The 15841-nt window shown below is 57.8% G+C and carries 11 protein-coding genes; 6 read left to right on the forward strand and 5 right to left on the reverse strand.

Annotated features, from left to right (window positions below; genetic code table 11):
• Positions 1 to 5: 5 nt before the first annotated feature.
• From FVE67_RS00510 to secD, 3 genes are all read left to right on the forward strand, one after another.
• A complete protein-coding gene (locus FVE67_RS00510) occupies positions 6 to 1292 on the forward strand; it encodes a lytic transglycosylase domain-containing protein (RefSeq protein ID WP_168718725.1) in 1287 nt (428 codons plus the stop codon).
• A 15-nt stretch (positions 1293 to 1307) separates the two neighbouring features.
• Positions 1308 to 2117: a metal ABC transporter substrate-binding protein gene (locus FVE67_RS00515; protein WP_168718726.1), complete on the forward strand. Its 810-nt coding sequence runs from the start codon at positions 1308 to 1310 to the stop codon at positions 2115 to 2117.
• A 62-nt stretch (positions 2118 to 2179) separates the two neighbouring features.
• Positions 2180 to 4759: a protein translocase subunit SecD gene (secD, locus tag FVE67_RS00520; RefSeq protein WP_168718727.1), complete on the forward strand. Its 2580-nt coding sequence runs from the start codon at positions 2180 to 2182 to the stop codon at positions 4757 to 4759.
• A gap of 2 nt (positions 4760 to 4761) precedes the next feature.
• On the opposite strand, the gene FVE67_RS00525 is transcribed toward secD, so the two are convergent.
• The gene (locus FVE67_RS00525; protein WP_168718728.1) at positions 4762 to 7176 is read right to left on the reverse strand and encodes a Lon protease family protein; all 2415 of its coding nucleotides are present in this window, start codon (positions 7174 to 7176) and stop codon (positions 4762 to 4764) included.
• 66 nt (positions 7177 to 7242) lie between these two features.
• On the opposite strand from FVE67_RS00525, the gene FVE67_RS00530 reads away from it, so the two are divergent.
• Positions 7243 to 9012 (forward strand): RiPP maturation radical SAM C-methyltransferase, encoded by a 1770-nt coding sequence (locus FVE67_RS00530; protein ID WP_168718729.1) that lies wholly within the window; start codon positions 7243 to 7245, stop codon positions 9010 to 9012.
• On the opposite strand, the gene paaI is transcribed toward FVE67_RS00530, so the two are convergent.
• A complete protein-coding gene (gene paaI / locus FVE67_RS00535) occupies positions 9009 to 9431 on the reverse strand; it encodes a hydroxyphenylacetyl-CoA thioesterase PaaI (RefSeq protein ID WP_168718730.1) in 423 nt (140 codons plus the stop codon). The two genes, FVE67_RS00530 and paaI, sit on opposite strands and share 4 nt — an antisense overlap.
• Before the next feature lie 10 nt (positions 9432 to 9441).
• Positions 9442 to 10644 carry a 3-deoxy-D-manno-octulosonic acid transferase gene (locus FVE67_RS00540; RefSeq protein WP_168718731.1) on the reverse strand — a complete coding sequence of 401 codons (1203 nt, stop codon included), beginning with the start codon at positions 10642 to 10644 and terminating at the stop codon, positions 9442 to 9444.
• Between the two features lie 101 nt (positions 10645 to 10745).
• On the opposite strand from FVE67_RS00540, the gene FVE67_RS00545 reads away from it, so the two are divergent.
• Complete coding sequence (locus FVE67_RS00545; protein ID WP_168718732.1) at positions 10746 to 11960, forward strand: ATP-binding protein; 1215 nt, start codon at positions 10746 to 10748, stop codon at positions 11958 to 11960.
• Between the two features lie 61 nt (positions 11961 to 12021).
• Positions 12022 to 14067, forward strand: a complete 2046-nt coding sequence (gene ligA, locus FVE67_RS00550) for an NAD-dependent DNA ligase LigA (RefSeq protein ID WP_168718733.1) — start codon at positions 12022 to 12024, stop codon at positions 14065 to 14067.
• On the opposite strand, the gene FVE67_RS00555 is transcribed toward ligA, so the two are convergent.
• Entirely contained in the window at positions 14064 to 14510 is a 447-nt protein-coding gene (locus tag FVE67_RS00555) for an ACT domain-containing protein (protein WP_168718734.1), read from the reverse strand. The genes ligA and FVE67_RS00555 overlap by 4 nt on opposite strands.
• Before the next feature lie 6 nt (positions 14511 to 14516).
• Positions 14517 to 15830, reverse strand: a complete 1314-nt coding sequence (locus FVE67_RS00560) for a phenylacetate--CoA ligase family protein (RefSeq protein WP_168718735.1) — start codon at positions 15828 to 15830, stop codon at positions 14517 to 14519.
• Positions 15831 to 15841 lie beyond the last annotated feature (11 nt).

Genomic DNA, 15841 nt, shown 5'->3' on the forward strand with positions numbered 1-15841 from the left:
TCGATATGATCAGGACGATTACTCTCCTTTTATTAATCTTTACTTTTTGTTTCTCTGGTTTATCCAAGGCCTTCGAGCAGAAGAGCTTTTCTCTAGGGGAAGATTTTAATGACGAAAATATTATAGAAGAACATCTGGATCTTCTTCCTGAAGAAATCGTCTCGGAAAATTTTCCCTCCAACTTGAACGAGCAGGTCAAATACTTCGTAAAGTATTTTTCGGTCAAAAGACGGGATATGTTTGAGCTCTGGCTTAAACGCTCCGGGCGTTATCTCCCTTTAATCAAGGCCACCTTTCGCCAGGAAGGTTTACCGGAAGACTTGGCCTATCTGGCCATGATCGAAAGCGGCTTCAATCCCTTTGCCTATTCTCGGGCCGGGGCCTGCGGTATTTGGCAATTCATGAGAAGTACGGCCCGCAAATACGGACTGCGCATCGACTACTGGATAGATGAAAGGCGCGATCCGGAAAAGGCCACTCGGGCCGCAGCCCTTTATCTTTCCGACCTTTACAGCATCTTTGGAGACTGGCGTCTGGCCTGTGCGGCCTATAACGCCGGAGAAGGCAAGATCACCCGGGCCATCCTCCGCTACCGCACCCGTGACTATTGGGAACTCTGCCGCTATCGCTATCTACGCCGGGAGACCAAGAATTATCTTCCCAAATGGTTGGCGGCCCTGATTATTGTGAAGAATCCCGAAAAGTTTGGCTTTTACATCACCCCGGACCCCCCACTCGACTACGAGGTGGTGAAGGTCCCCGGGGGGACGGATTTACGCATGGTGGCCCTGGCGGCCGGGGTGGATTTCGAGACCATCCGCTGGCTCAATCCGGAACTGCGCCGGGCCAAAACCCCGCCCTATTCTTCTTATCCCGTAAGGGTCCCCTTTGGCACCGCCCGAATGGCCCGGGAATACCTCTCCCGGGTCCGCTTTGTCTATCATCGTCGGGCCCTGCGCTATCGCGTGCGCCGGGGAGACACCCTCCTCAAAATAGCTTCCTACTACAAGGTTCCCCTGCGGGTCCTCCGACGGGCCAACGATCTGCGGGGGAGTTTTCTCCGGGCCGGCCAGGTCCTGGTCATCCCTTATCGGGAACAGGCCAGCTTCTATGTAGCCCAGTCCCGAAAAGGGGTCTCTTCCGCCACCTATTATCGCGTACGCCGGGGGGATACCCTCTGGAAGATCTCGCGCCGTTTCGGGGTTCCCATAGAAAAACTCAAGCGTTGGAACAGCCTGGACTCAAACGTCATCCGTCCCGGACAGGTTTTAGTCATCTGGCCTGAAGCCTGAGATACCGTTACAGTCATGCCTCGGACGTTCTTTCTACTTTTTCTTTTCTGGAACCTGGTCTCTTCCGCCGCAGCCTTGCGTCTTACGGCCACCATCTATCCCCTTTACGATCTGGCTCGAGAGTTGGCCCCAGAGGAAGATATAAGGCTTCTCCTCCCCCCTGGGGCCGATCCTCATCACTTTGAACCTCGCTGGGAGGCCTTGAGGACTCTCCGAGAGAGCGATCTGGTGCTCGCCGTGGGTTATGAGACCTGGCTTCCCCGAAGTCTATCTCCGGAAAAAAAACTTCTTCTGGCCGAGGGTCCCTTTAAAAATCCCCACCTCTGGCTAGACCTGGCGCGCCTTCGAAACTTCATCGAAAGGCTTTCCGCAAGGCTTTCTCTCCTTTGTCCCGCCCGGAAGGGCGAAATTGAATCCCGCAAGAGAAAACTCCTGGCGCGGATGGCAAGGCTTGAGGCCCTTAAAAAGGAGCTTTCCCTTTGTAGATCCCGTACGGTCCTGGTCCTGGGGCATGCGGCCCTGGAGGAACTCTTAAAGGGGACCTCGTTGAAGGTGGTCTCTCTGGCCGGCCCGCATCCGGAAAGCGAAGTCCTGCCCGGGGACCTTTCCCGGGCTCTGACTCTGGCGCGTCGAAAACGACTTCCCGCGGTCTTTTTGCTGGACCCGGCCTTCCAGCGCTACGTCCCTCTTTTCCGGAAAGAAGGGATCCGGGTTCTCAAAATAAATCCCGGTCTTCCGGTGTGGCCGGAAGATCGAGGGCTTTCCTTTTTGGATCTCCTCCAGAAAGATCTCCTGACCCTGAAAAATGGTCTCTGCCTTTCCTAAACTTGCCAAGGGAGACTTTTTGAGCTAGGAGAGAAAAGACTTTTTGGGAGAGGAGGTTCAGCATGCCCCGGGCTCTCAAACTCAAGATCGCGCTGGTGGTTCTCCTTACGGTCTTTTCGGTCATTCTGGTGCTTCCTTCCTTTTATTCCGGTCTTCCGGCCTGGTTCAAACGCTATGTCTACGGGGCTCGGCTCAAGCTAGGACTTGACCTTCAGGGCGGGATGCATGTGGTCCTTAAGGTGGATGTGGACAAGGCCATCCGCAACGCCCTCAACGCCTCGGTCCAGGATCTGCGGGAGGCCTTAGGAAAGCGGGGCCTTCGCGTGGTCCTGCAGGAGACTCCCCAGGGCTTTGTCCTGAAATTCGCCTCGGTCAAGGATCTGGTTCGGGCCCGGGACCTTATTGAACGGGAATATCCGGAACTCAAGCTTTCCGCCCAGGATGAAGCCTCCAAGACCCTTACCGTGACCCTGGCCCCGGACCGGGTGCGTTTCATCCGCGAACATGCGGTGGAGCAGAGTCTGGAGGTCATCCGTAACCGGGTGGACCAGTTCGGAGTCACCGAACCGGTAATTGTGCGCCAGGGCAAGGACCAGATCGTGGTGGAGTTGCCAGGGGTAAAGGATCCTCAAAGGGCCCTCAAACTCATCGGTCAGACCGCCCAACTGGAGTTCAAGCTGGTGGACGAAGAGGCCATGCGCAAGCTGGATTTTTATTATCGGCTGATCGACAAGGCCCTGGCCGAGGGGCGCCTCAAGCCCGACTACACCCGGGAAGACCTCAACCGGCTCCTCCGTCCCTATCTTCCTCCCGGAGACGAGGTCTATTTCTGGGTGACTCGTGACCGAGAGACGGGACGGACCATAAAACGCCTTATTATCCTCAAAAGACGAGCCCTTCTTACCGGAGATATGGTCAAGACCGCTCATGTACGCATTGGAGGGCCTTACAACGAGCCTTATGTCTCCCTGACCTTGAATTCCAGGGGGGCTCGGATCTTTGAGCGGGTAACCGCGGAGAACGTGGGACGGCGGTTGGCCATCGTGTTGGATAACGTGGTGCGTTCGGCTCCGGTAATTCGGGAACGCATCCCGGGCGGTCAGGCCCAGATTACCGGAGGCTTTACTTACGAGGAGGCCTCGGACCTGGCCATCGTCCTGCGGGCCGGAGCCCTTCCCGCCCCGGTGAAGGTTATCCAGAATATCACCGTGGGGCCCACCTTGGGCCGGGATTCCATCCGGCGGGGCCTGATGGCCAGCCTCATCGGCGGGGCGGCGGTTCTCCTTTTCATGATCATCTATTACCGATTTTCGGGACTGGTGGCGGACGTAGCCCTCATCCTCAACGTGCTCTACCTCCTTGCGGTCCTGAGCCTCTTTCGGGCCACCCTTACCCTCCCGGGCATTGCCGGAATTATCCTCACCATGGGCATGGGCGTGGACTCCAATGTCCTCATCTTCGAACGTATGCGTGAGGAACTCCTCCTGGGACGTCCCCCGCGGGGGGCTATCAATGCCGGCTACGATCGGGCCTTCTGGACCATTGTGGACGCCCACGTAACCACCCTCATTACGGCCCTGGCCCTCTTTCTTTTCGGAACCGGGCCCATCAAGGGTTTTGCCGTAACCCTTTCGGCCGGTATCGTAATCAATCTCTTTACCGCCATCTTTGGCACCCGCCTGGTCTACGATGCCCTTATCAGCCGGGGACGGGTGCCCTCCCTCAACTTCCTCCAGATCGTGGGCCAGCCTAACCTCGATTTCATGGGGGTGCGGCGCTTTTGCTTTGCTCTTTCCGGGGTGTTGGTGCTACTGGGGCTGGTAGCCTTCGTCCAGATCTCCAGGGGCGCGGCCAACCTGGGGGTGGATTTCGCCGGAGGGCTTTTGGCCTACTATAAGGCCGAAAAACCCTTCAAGCTGGACGAAGTGCGCCAGGCCCTTTCCGAGGCCGGCCTCAAGGTCCAGCTCCAGGACGTCAAAGGACAAAATCTCCTCCTGGTGCGGGTCCGGAAGAAGTCCGAAACCGTAGGGGCCACGGAGAAGACCATTTCCCAGATCCTTTCTTCCAAATTCCCTCAGGCCGGTTTCAAACTGGTGGGCAAGGAGGAAATCGGGTCCGCCATCAGCCGGGAACTCAAACGCAAGGCCATAGTCGCCATCCTGATCTCTCTGGCCGGTTTCATCCTCTATCTGGCCTTCCGCTTCAAGCTCAGCTTCGGGGTAGCCGCAGCTGCGGCCACCTTTCACGATGTGCTGGCGGTGCTGGGAATCTTTTATCTTCTGAACCGGGAGATCTCCCTCCTTCTGGTGACCGCGCTCCTTACGCTAGCGGGATACTCCCTCACCGATACCGTGGTTATCTTCGACCGCATCCGGGAAAACATCCGCAAACTCGGCGAAAGAACGCCTTTTCATGGAATCATCAATCGTAGTGTAAACGAGATGCTGGCCCGGACCATTATCACCAGCCTGACCACCCTCCTGGCCATTCTGGCCATTCTCCTTTTCGGAGGGGTGGTCCTGAGGGACTTTGCCCTGGCCCTTTTCCTGGGGGTGATCGTAGGGACTTACAGTTCGGTTTTTGTGGCCAGCCCCATTGTCTACGCCTGGCACAAGGGCAAAACCCCCAAGCTGGGAGAGTAGGTCTAGCTTTTTTCCTTTTCCTTGGCAAATTCCCGGGCCCGTTCGGCCAGCTCCCGCAGGCGCTGGTCCACCAGATAAAAGACCGTACCCTCCGGGTAGCGGCCGTCCGGGCCGGGCTCCCCGGCGGGCCTTCCGGTAAGGATCTCTATTCCTTCTTCCACCCGGCGGATGGGCCAGATGTGAAAGAGGTCCTTTTCCACGGCCTCCACCACTTCTTTCGGTAACATGAGGTCGTCTACGTTGGCCTCGGGGATGATAACCCCCTGCTGCCCGGTGAGCCCCCGCTCGGCACAGACCCGGAAAAAGCCCTCGATCTTTTCGTTCACTCCCCCCACCGGCTGGATCTCCCCTTTCTGACTTACGGAACCGGTAACCGCAATGCCCTGTTTGATGGGTACCCCGGAGAGGGCCGAAAGAAGAGCAAAGAGTTCCGCACTGGAGGCCGAATCCCCCTCCACCATGCCGTAGCTCTGCTCGAAACACAGGGTGGCCGAAAGGGTAAGGGGTTTGTCCTGCACGAAGCGTTCCCGGAGAAAACCCGAAAGAATCATCACGCCCTTGGTGTGGATCTTTCCCGAAAGTTCGGCCTCTCTTTCGATATTGATCACCCCTTCCTTGCCCAGAGAGACATTGACCGTGATGCGCGTGGGGCGGCCGAAGCGGTAATCCCCCAGATCGTAAACGGAAAGACCGTTAATGCTTCCCACCTCCTCTCCCGTGGTCCGGATCCGGATGAGATCCTTAAGAATGAACTCCTGGATGCGGTCCTCGAGAAGGGAGAGCCGACGCCGTCTTTCTTCCTTGGCCTTTTCCAGGTGTTCGGCGGTGATATAGAGGGAGCCAGCTTGCCGGGCCCAGAAGTCTGCCTCCCGGAGGGTATCAAAGATCTCCGGAAGTTTAAGGGTAAGTTTGTCCTTGCGGCCCGCAAGCTCGCAGGAATACTCTACCAGCCAGGCCAGTCCGTCGGCCGAGACCGGAAGAAGCCCTTTGCGTTTGACCATAAGGGCCACCGTACGTAGAAATTCCCGGGTGCGTTCCTCGGTGCGATCCACCCACTCCTCAAGCGGGGCCTTAATCTTGAAAAGTTCCCGAAAACCCTCGTCATAGGTGTAAAGGAGGTGATAGAGAAAGAGATCTCCGATGAGAATGACCTTGGCTCGAAAAGGGATGGGTTTGGGACGCAGAGTCTTGGTGGTAAAGAGCCCCAACTGTTCCCCGAGATCCTCCAGGAAGATCTTGCGGCTCTTGATGATGCGCTTGAGAGTTTCCCAACAGTAAAAGTTTCGCAAGAGGTCCAGGGCTCGGACAATAAGAAATCCGTCATTGGCCCGGTGAAGACTTCCGGCCCGAAGCATGGTGAAATCGGTAAGAAGGGCCCCAAACTGGGCCTTACGCTCAATGGCCCCGAAAAGCCGGGGATAGGTGGGATTGGACTCGAAGACCACCGGGGCCCCCTGGGTCTCGGAATGATCCACAAAGAGGTTGACCTCGTAGCGCAGGAAGATGGGCTCCCGCGGGGGCATGGGCATGGAGAAGGGAGGCTGAGGTCCGGCCTGGGCCTGACGAAATTCGTCTAGGTGTTCCAGGATGTCCCGGGCCACGGCCTCCAGATACTCCACCACCGGAGTATAGGCCGCGTACTTGTGCCGGAGGTCCTGGAGATGGGTCTCAATGACCTGGGAGGCCACTTCCCGGTCGAGATTTTTCAGGGCCTCATGGAGATCCTTCTCCAGCTTTTGAATCTGCCGCACGGTAGCGTTCATCTCCTGCTGGAGCTCCCGGCTCTTGGCCTTGAGGCGTTCCTTCTCCTCCTCGGGGAGGTTTTGGACGTCCTGCGGAGTCATGGGGGTGCCGTCGGGTTTGGCCGGGATGATCATCATTCCCATGGGCTCCACATTGAGGATGAATCCCTCGGCCTTGACCTTCTGCTCTAGGGCCTCAAAGATCTGGGCCCGCTGTTTATTGAATTCTTTGAGGATGGCCTCTTTTTTCTGGACGTAACGTTCATCCTCAAAGGCCTCGGGCAGGCGCTCCCGCAGGATCCGAATGAGATTTTCCATATCCTTCTTGAATTCCCGCCCCCGGCCTGCAGGAAGCTCCAGGGGAAGGGGCCGATCCGGGTCCTCAAAATTGTAGACATAGCACCAGTCCGAAGGCCGGGGCCGGCGTCGGGCCTCCTCCTCGGTAAGGACCCGGGTGAGATAGGTCACCCCCTGTTCCACCTCTCCAGCCACATAGATATGCACATCGGGGTCTTCCAGACGCAGCCCCAGAGAAAGGGCCGAAATAGCCCGCTCCTGGGCCATGATGGGGGCCGGTTCCTCGGTCAATAGATCCTCCGAAGACTTTACCCCCAGTTCTTCCGGACGTACCGTAAGCCGTAACTCCTGCGGAGAAAGTTCCCTTCTTTCGGCCATAGCCCTCCTCCTTTATACTTAGCCTAACATAGGTCATCTCCTTTGGGGAAACAAGGGGTTTCGCCGATGAAAGTAGCCCTCATCGCCCTTCCCTGGCCACTTTTTAACCGCCCGGCCATCCAGCTGGGGGTCCTCAAGGGCTATCTCCGCAGGATTTCTGGGATCGAGGTCCGCACCTTCTATCCTTACCTGCAGGTAGCCTATCACCTGGGCTACGAGGTCTATCACGCACTCTGTGACTCCTCCTGGCTCTGTGAAGCCCTGGGGGCAGGGCTTCTCTTTCCTGAAAAGCAAAAGGAGGCCGAAAGACTCTTCAGACGCCTGGCCCGGAAGGAGGGCCTTTCCCTAAACTATAACGAGGGTCTTGGCCTTCTTGAAGAAACCCTTAGGGAATACCTCCTGGCTATCCCCTGGAAGGAATATCAAGTAGTGGGTTTTTCCGTCTGTCTCAACCAGCTTACCCTTTCTCTCTGGGCGGCCCGTCTTCTCAAGGAATACTTTCCCCATCTGAGGATCGTCCTGGGAGGGGCCCTTTGTGCGGGGAACCTGGGCCGTTCTCTCCTCGAAAACTTCGAATTTCTGGATTTTGTGATCCAGGGGGAAGGAGAAAGGCCCCTGGCCCGTCTTCTGGCCGCCCTTTCTGCGGGACGCTCCCCGGAAGGACCGGGGATCTTCCTGCGCCGGGGGGGAAAGGTGGTGGGGGAAGGTCAGGAAGAACTTTCCCCGGAGGAGATCCCCTCTCCCGTTTACGATGACTATTTTGCGGAACTGCAGAATCTTCCTCCGGAGGCCCGATTTTTCCCGGTGATCCCTCTTGAGGCCTCCCGGGGGTGCTGGTGGGGAAAGTGCCACTTCTGCAATCTGAATCTTCAGTGGTGCGGCTACCGCCTGCGTCCCCTGGCGGCGGTCCTTTCCGATATTCGGCGGCACGCCCGGGCCGGGCTCCTGGATCTGGCCTTTATGGACAACTGTCTGGACCGTCGTCAGGCTCTGACCCTCTTTGAAGAGCTGGCCAAAGACGGACGAGATTACCGCATCTTTGCCGAATTGCGGGCCATATACACCGCCGAGGAATACCGACGTATGCGCCGTGGGGGCCTTTATTGGGTACAGATCGGGGTGGAGGCCCTTTCCACCAGCCTCCTCAAGCGCTTAGGCAAGGGCACCACGGCCATAGACAATGTGGCGGCCATGAGACACTGCGAAGAAGCCGGCCTGGAGCTTTCGGCCAATCTCATCTGCCACTTTCCGGGTTCTACCCCCGAAGAGGTGGAAGAGACCCTGAGAAATCTGGACTATGTCTTTCCCTTCCGCCCCCTCACCACGGTCTCCTTCTGGCTAGGCTACGGAAGTCCGGTAGCCCAAAGGCCCCAGGATTTTGGACTACGTCGGATCTATCCCCACCCATACTACCGGTATCTCTTTCCTTCGGAGATCCTGAAAAGTCTCCGGGTGCTGGCCCTGGGTTATGAGGGAGATCGGCGCCGGCAACTGGCCCTCTGGCGTCCGGTGGTCGAGAAGGTCCGGGCCTGGAAGAAGACCTGGGAAGAATTGCGGGCCAGGCACGGGCCCCTTCTCACCTACCGGGAGGGAGGGGATTTCCTCCTCCTGCGCCAGGTCCTTCCCCAGGGACGCGTTCTGCACCATCGCCTGCGCGGCCCCTCCCGAGAGATCTATCTTTTCCTCACCGAACCCCGCCCTTTCGAGGCCCTACAAAGTCGCTTCTCCCACCTTCCAGCCGAAAGACTCCGGTCCTTTCTGGAAGACCTGGAAAGAAAGCGGCTCCTTTTTCGGGAAGGAGACCGCTTTTTGGCCTTGGCCGTACGACACCCTTAAGGAAGGGGGAAGGAATCCGGCCTCCGGACCACCTGCCCGGTGAAGAAGGCCACCAGGGGACCCTCCTCCCGCCGGACCTCCACTTCATAGATACCGGCCTTTTCGGTAAGATTGATCTCCCGGGCTTCGGCCACCAGCCGATCGCCAAGTCGAGCCGCAGACGGATAATAGATCTGAGCCGAAACCGCCAGGGCCACACGCCCGTGGCTGTTTGCGGCCACAGCGAAGGCAAAATCGGCCAGAGAAAAGGTCACCCCTCCCTGACACACTCCGGCGGCGTTCAGCATATCCTCCCGCACGGTCATGGCCAGGCGGGCATACCCCGGCCGGACCTCCAGGATCTCCACCCCCAGCCAGACGGCTACCTGATCGTGCTGGCGCATAAACTCCGCAATCCTCAAAGCCTCTTTTTCGGACATCCCTTCCTCCTTACAAAAATTGGGCAAAGAGTCTCAGGTAACGTTCTACGGCTCCCTGATGGGTTTGATAGACCGCTCGGGCGGCCTCTCCCCGGGACTGTCTTTCGGAAAGCGCCTTCTCTAGGGCCCGGGCCAGGGCTGCAGGTTCTGGAGGGGCCGGAAGACCGCCCCCGGAGGCCACAAGCTCCCGAGCCACCGAGGCCACACTCTCTACATAGGGCCCGAAGACCAACGGAACCCCTAAGGCTGCAGGCTCAAGGAGGTTGTGTCCGCCCACCGGAACCAGGGTCCCCCCCACTAAAGCCACCTCGGCCAAGCCGTAAAGGGCCCGCAACTCTCCCAAAGTATCCACCACTATAACCGGGGCCGGAAAGGGACGAGAACGCCGGGCCGCCGAAAACCCGGCGGCCCGGGCCAGGGCCAAGAGCTCTTCGGCCCTTTCGGGATGCCGAGGACAGAGGATAAGAGTGCCCCGGCCTAAAAGGCGAAAGGCCTCAAGAAGAAGGATCTCTTCCCCGGGATGGGTGGAGCCGGCCACTACTGTTGGAGGGCGGAGATAAGGGGAAAGTTCCTGCCTCAGGCCCTCCACCTCCTCCGCCCTCGGGGGCGGAAAATCGTATTTTAGGTTTCCCAGGTAAAGAACAGAGGCCTCCGGAAGGAGACTGCTCAGGCGAGCCTGGTCCTCAGGGCTGGCCGCGGCCAGAACCCTGAAAGGCCGGTAAAGCCAGCGAGCCAGACGCGGCAGGCGCGCCAGACGCCGGCGGGAGCGCTCCGAAAGGGCGGCGTTGACCAAGAGAAGGGGCACCCCCTTGTCCCTTAGATAGTAAAGAAAGTTGGGCCAGAGGTCGCTTTCCACCAGCACGAAAAGTCGAGGAGAGAGGGCCTGAAAATAACGCTCAAGGACCCGCGAACAGAGAAGAGGCCCGGGATAGACCTCCAGGCGTCCTCCCAACCGCTCCCGGGCCGCCTCGTAGCCCGCAGAAGTAGCCACGGTAAGCACTACCCGCAAGTGGGGGAACTGTTCCTTGACCGCCAGGGCCAGGGCCCCGGCTCCGGACACCTCTCCCACCGAAAGGGTATGGAACCATACGGAGGAAGGCCCTCCTCGAGGAAGCCCTCGCCCGGTCTTTTTCCAGAAAAGCCTCCGCCTCCGGGAGCGAAGCTCCCCCAAAAAACTGGCCAGACATAAAAGAGAAAAGATGACCCTATTCACCGTATCCCTCAGCGCCCCAAGCTACCACGGTTGGACCACCCCCGGAAGCATCAAAATTTCATTATTTGACAGATTGAATATAATATGTTCAAATAGTCCAAATGGTCCCGGAATCCTATCCTTTTAAAAGGCGTTTTTTGGAAGAAAAGTTACGGGAATCCTTAAAATATTTCCCTTCGGTCACGGTCATCGGTCCGCGCCAGTCTGGAAAGACCACTTTGGTCCGCAAGACCCTTCCAGATTATACTTATGTCAACCTGGAAGATCCCGAAAATCGGACCTTTGCCCGGGAGGATCCCCGGGGATTCCTGGCCCTTTATCCTGAAAAGGTGATCTTTGATGAGGTTCAGAGGGTCCCGGAGCTCCTTTCCTATCTTCAACCCCTCTTGGATGAAGATCCCTCTCCGGGACGTTTTGTTTTTACCGGTTCGGGCCGCTTCCAGCTTCTGAAAAATATTACGCAAAGCCTGGCCGGAAGGACCGTTTTTTTGACCCTTCTGCCCTTCAGTCTTCGCGAACTTCGAGAGTTGCCACCCCTTGATCCAGAAAACCTAGGAAAAGAAGCCCTAAAGCTCTCCGCTCCCCCCTTTTCCTTGGAAGAAATCCTTTTTAAAGGGTTTTATCCACCGGTGCATGTCCGGGAAGTCCCGGCCCGGCAATGGCTGGCCTCCTATTATGTGGCCTATGTGGAACGAGACGTGCGCGAACTCCTCAACCTGGGAAACCTCGAGGCCTTTCAGAAGTTCGTGCGCCTTTGTGCCGGTCGAGCCGGACAAATCCTGAACCTCTCTTCCCTGGCCTCGGAGGCCGGGATTTCTCACACCACCGCCCGCAGGTGGCTTTCGGTACTCCAGGCCGCCTTCGTAGTCTATCTCCTCCCTCCCCACCACGAGAATTTTTCTAAAAGGCTTATCAAGTCTCCCAAACTCTATTTTTACGACACCGGACTGCTCTGTTATCTCCTGGGGATCCGGACTCCGGAGGATCTCCACCTCCATCCCCTCCGAGGAGCTATTTTTGAAAATTTTGTCTTTGCCGAACTGTATAAGGCTTTTGCCCATCGGGGAGAAGAGCCTCCCCTTTATTTCTGGCGCGACCGAACAGGACATGAGGTGGACTTTCTCCTGGATTTGGGAACAAGGCTTCTTCCGGCGGAGGTCAAATACTCTCAAACCATAACCCGGGAACATCTCCGAAACCTTCTCTATTACTGCAAACTGGCCGGAAGAAAAGTCCCCCGGAGCCTCTTCATTTACGCCGGCGAAAGGTCCCTGGAGCGGGAAGGGGTAACGGTATGCCCCTGGTTTTATCTTTAGAGGTTCTTCGGCCCGAAAAAGACTTATAATTTAGTCGAGGAGCTACAAAGGGAGGGGGGCTATGGCCGAAAAACGAGAGATCCCGCCGGAGGTCATCGAAAGGGTCAAAAAGCTTCGGGAAGAGATAGAATACCACAATTATCGCTACTACGTACTGGATTCCCCGGTCATTTCGGATGCGGAATATGATGCCCTCATGCGAGAGCTCAAAGAACTGGAAGCGAAATATCCGGAGCTGGTCACCCCGGACTCTCCCACCCAGCGGGTGGGTTATCCTCCGGCCAAAGAGTTCCGAACGGTGCCCCACGCCATCCCCATGCTTTCCCTGGACGACGCCTTCAGTGAGGAAGAGGTCCTGGATTTCGACCGGCGGGTGAAACGATTTCTCAATCTTCCGGAAGATCAGGATATCGAGTACACCGTAGAGCCTAAAATGGACGGGCTTGCGGTAGAGCTGGTCTATGAGGACGGAAAATTCACCGTGGGCTCCACTCGGGGCGACGGCTACCAGGGAGAGGATGTGACCAACAACCTCAAGACCATCAAGAGCATCCCCTTGAGGCTTTTTTCCACCGACGGGCTCCCCATCCCGCGGCTTCTCGAGGCCCGGGGGGAGGTCTTCATGAAAAAAGAGGACTTTAAAAAGCTTAACGAAGAAAGGCTTTCCCGGGGAGAGCCTCCTTTCGCCAACCCTCGCAACGCAGCCGCAGGCTCCCTGCGCCAGCTCGACCCCAATGTGACGGCTCAGCGCCCGCTGGACATTTACTTTTACGGCGTAGGTCGGGTGGAGGGTTACGAATTCAAGACCCAGTGGGAGATTCTGCAGACCCTTCCTAAATGGGGGCTCAAGGTCAACCCCTATGTACGGCTGGTCAAAAACATTCGGGAGGCCATCGCTTATCACCACGAGATGGAAAAGATCCGGGAAAGCCTTCCCTATGAGATCGACGGTATCGTGATCAAAGTCAACGATCTTTCCCTCTGGGAAAAGCTGGGGACCAAGGCCCGCAGCCCCCGCTACGCCCTGGCCTATAAGTTCCCCCCCACTCAGGTGACCACCCAGGTGCTGGATATTATTGTCCAGGTAGGGCGTACCGGGGCGGTAACCCCGGTGGCCATCCTCAAGCCCGTGCAGGTGGGCGGGGTGATCGTCTCCCGGGCCACCCTCCATAACGAGGACGAGATCCGGCGCAAGGACGTGCGTATTGGAGACTGGGTCCTGGTGCAGCGGGCCGGCGAGGTCATTCCCGAGATTGTCATGGTCATCAAGGAACGCCGGACCGGAAACGAAAAACCCTTCAAGATGCCGGAGGTCTGTCCGGTCTGTGGAACCAAGCTGGTGCGCAAGCCTGGAGAGGCGGTCTGGCGCTGCCCCAACCGGGGCTGTTACGGCCAGCTCGTCCGCCATATCTTACACTTTGCCAGCCGGGGGGCCATGGATATCGAAGGGCTGGGCACCAAGGTGGCCGAGGCCCTGGTGGACCGCGGTCTGGTCCAGGATGTGGGGGATCTCTATTATCTCAAAGTGGAAGACCTCTTGCAGCTTCCGGGCTTTGCCCTGAAAAAGGCCCGCAACCTTTACGAGGCTATTCAGCGTTCTAAAAAGACCACCTTGGCCCGCTTTCTCTACGCCCTGGGCATCCGGCATGTGGGAGAAGTGGCCGCCCAACTCCTGGCCAAGCACTTCAAGAGCCTGGAGGCCATCAAAAAGGCTTCTATGGCCGATCTTCTAAGTGTCCCGGGGATCGGCCCAGAGGCGGCTCGTTCGGTCTGGGAGTGGTTCCGCAACGAGAGGAATCTCAAGACCCTGGAAAAGCTCCTTCAGGCTGGAATTACCTTCGAAGAGGAGGCCGAAGAGGCCCCGGCCGAAAAACCCTTGGAGGGCAAAACCTTCGTCTTCACCGGGGCCTTGAAGAGTATGACCCGGGAGGAAGCCAAACGGCGCGTGCAAGCCCTGGGAGGCCGGGTAGCCTCTTCGGTTTCCCGGAACGTGGACTATGTAGTGGTGGGGGAGAACCCGGGCTCCAAGTACGATCGAGCCCGAGCCCTGGGGCTCAAGATGATCAACGAGGAGGAATTCCTGAAGCTGATCGGGCAGAAGCCTTAAGAGGAATAGAAAAAGATGGGTTCCACCAGCCGGATCCCTCCCCGGGCCACCACCTCCATGGCCCGTTCCAGATCTTCGTCCGGCACCTTGAAAATAAGGATGGCCTTCTCCCCTCCCCCCACAAAGGCATAAGTATAGTCGATATTGATATCCGCTTCGGCCAAGAGTTTTACCACCTGATAAAAGCCTCCGGGGCGATCCTCCACTTCCACGGCGAAGACTTCCTGTTCCTTTACGGTAAAGCCGGCCTTGGAAAGGACACTGCGGGCCTTTTCCGGATTGTCCACCACCAGGCGCAGGATTCCGAACTCCGCGCTCTCGGCCAGGGCCAGGGCCCGGATGTTTACCCCTGCCTGATAGAGAATTTCCGTAAGTTCTTTGAGGCGACCCTTGCGGTTTTCTAGAAAAACGGAAAGCTGTTTTATGGCGTATTGACTACGCATGGGTTTTTACCTCCCCAGTTTTTCTTCAAGTTCCCTCCGATCAATCACCCGCTTGGCCTTACCCATGGAGCGCTCTAGGGTCTTGGGCTCCACCAGCTTGACCCGGGCCCGCAGGAAGAGGTGGTTGGCCAACTCTTCTTCCAGTTTGTGTTTTAGGTTTTCCAGAGATCCCAGGTCCCCGGTGAAGATCCGCTCGTCCACCTCCACCCAAACCTCCAGCACATCAAGTACCCCCTTCTTGTCCACCACGATCACGTAATTGGGAGTAAGGCCTTCCACCTTGGTGAGTACGTGCTCCACCTGGGAAGGGAAGACATTTACTCCGGAGACAATGAGCATATCGTCGGTGCGTCCCACCACCCTACCCATGCGCAGGATGGTACGTCCGCAACGGCAAGGTTCGCGGTAGAGTCGGGAAATATCCCGGGTCCGATAGCGAATGAGAGGCAGAGCCTGCTTGGTGAGGGTGGTAAAGACCAGCTCTCCCTCCTCCCCTTCAGGAAGCACCTCCCCGGTCTCCGGATGGATGATCTCCGGGAGAAAATGATCCTCAAAGATGTGGAGTTCTCCGTATTCGCAGGAGGCGGCCACTCCGGGCCCGATAATCTCCGAAAGGCCATAACATTCAAAATATTTGAGGCCCCACACCTCGGAGACCGCCTGACGCAGGCCGGGGGAGGCCGGCTCGGCCCCGAAGAACCCTGCTCGGAGACGAAAATCCTTCTGGGGGTCCAGCCCCTCTTCCTGGGCTACCTCGGCCAAATGCAGGGCATAAGAAGGGGTGCAGCAGAGGACGGTGGCCCTAAAGTCGCGCATAAGCATGAGCTGTCGCTTGGTAAAGCCCACACTGGAGGGGACTACGGCCGCTCCCAGGGCCTCTGCCCCGTAGTGAAAGCCGAGTCCCCCGGTAAAAAGCCCGTAACCGTAGGCGTTGTGCACCACATCTCCGGGACCCACCCGGCCCATAAGCAGGGTGCGCATCATGACCTCGGTCCAGACCCGCATGTCGTGCTCGGTATAGGCCACCACCGTGGGCTTTCCCGTGGTTCCGGAGGAGGAATGGATACGCACCACCTGCTCCAGAGGCACCGCCAGCAGCCCGAAAGGATAGTGATCCCGGAGATCCTGCTTTACGGTAAAGGGAAGGCGCCTCAGATCTTCCAGAGAGCGTATGTCCTCGGGCTTGATTCCGGCCTCCTCGAATTTGTGCCGATAAAAGGTGACCAGATGATAGACCCGGGCTACCGTCTCCTTCAACCGCCGGAGTTGAAGAGCCTCCAGATCTTCCCGCGCGTAATAATCGGCCGCATTGGGCTTCATCCTTTCCTCCC

The organism is Thermosulfurimonas marina, assembly GCF_012317585.1.
In the GTDB taxonomy this organism is placed as follows: domain Bacteria; phylum Desulfobacterota; class Thermodesulfobacteria; order Thermodesulfobacteriales; family Thermodesulfobacteriaceae; genus Thermosulfurimonas_A; species Thermosulfurimonas_A marina.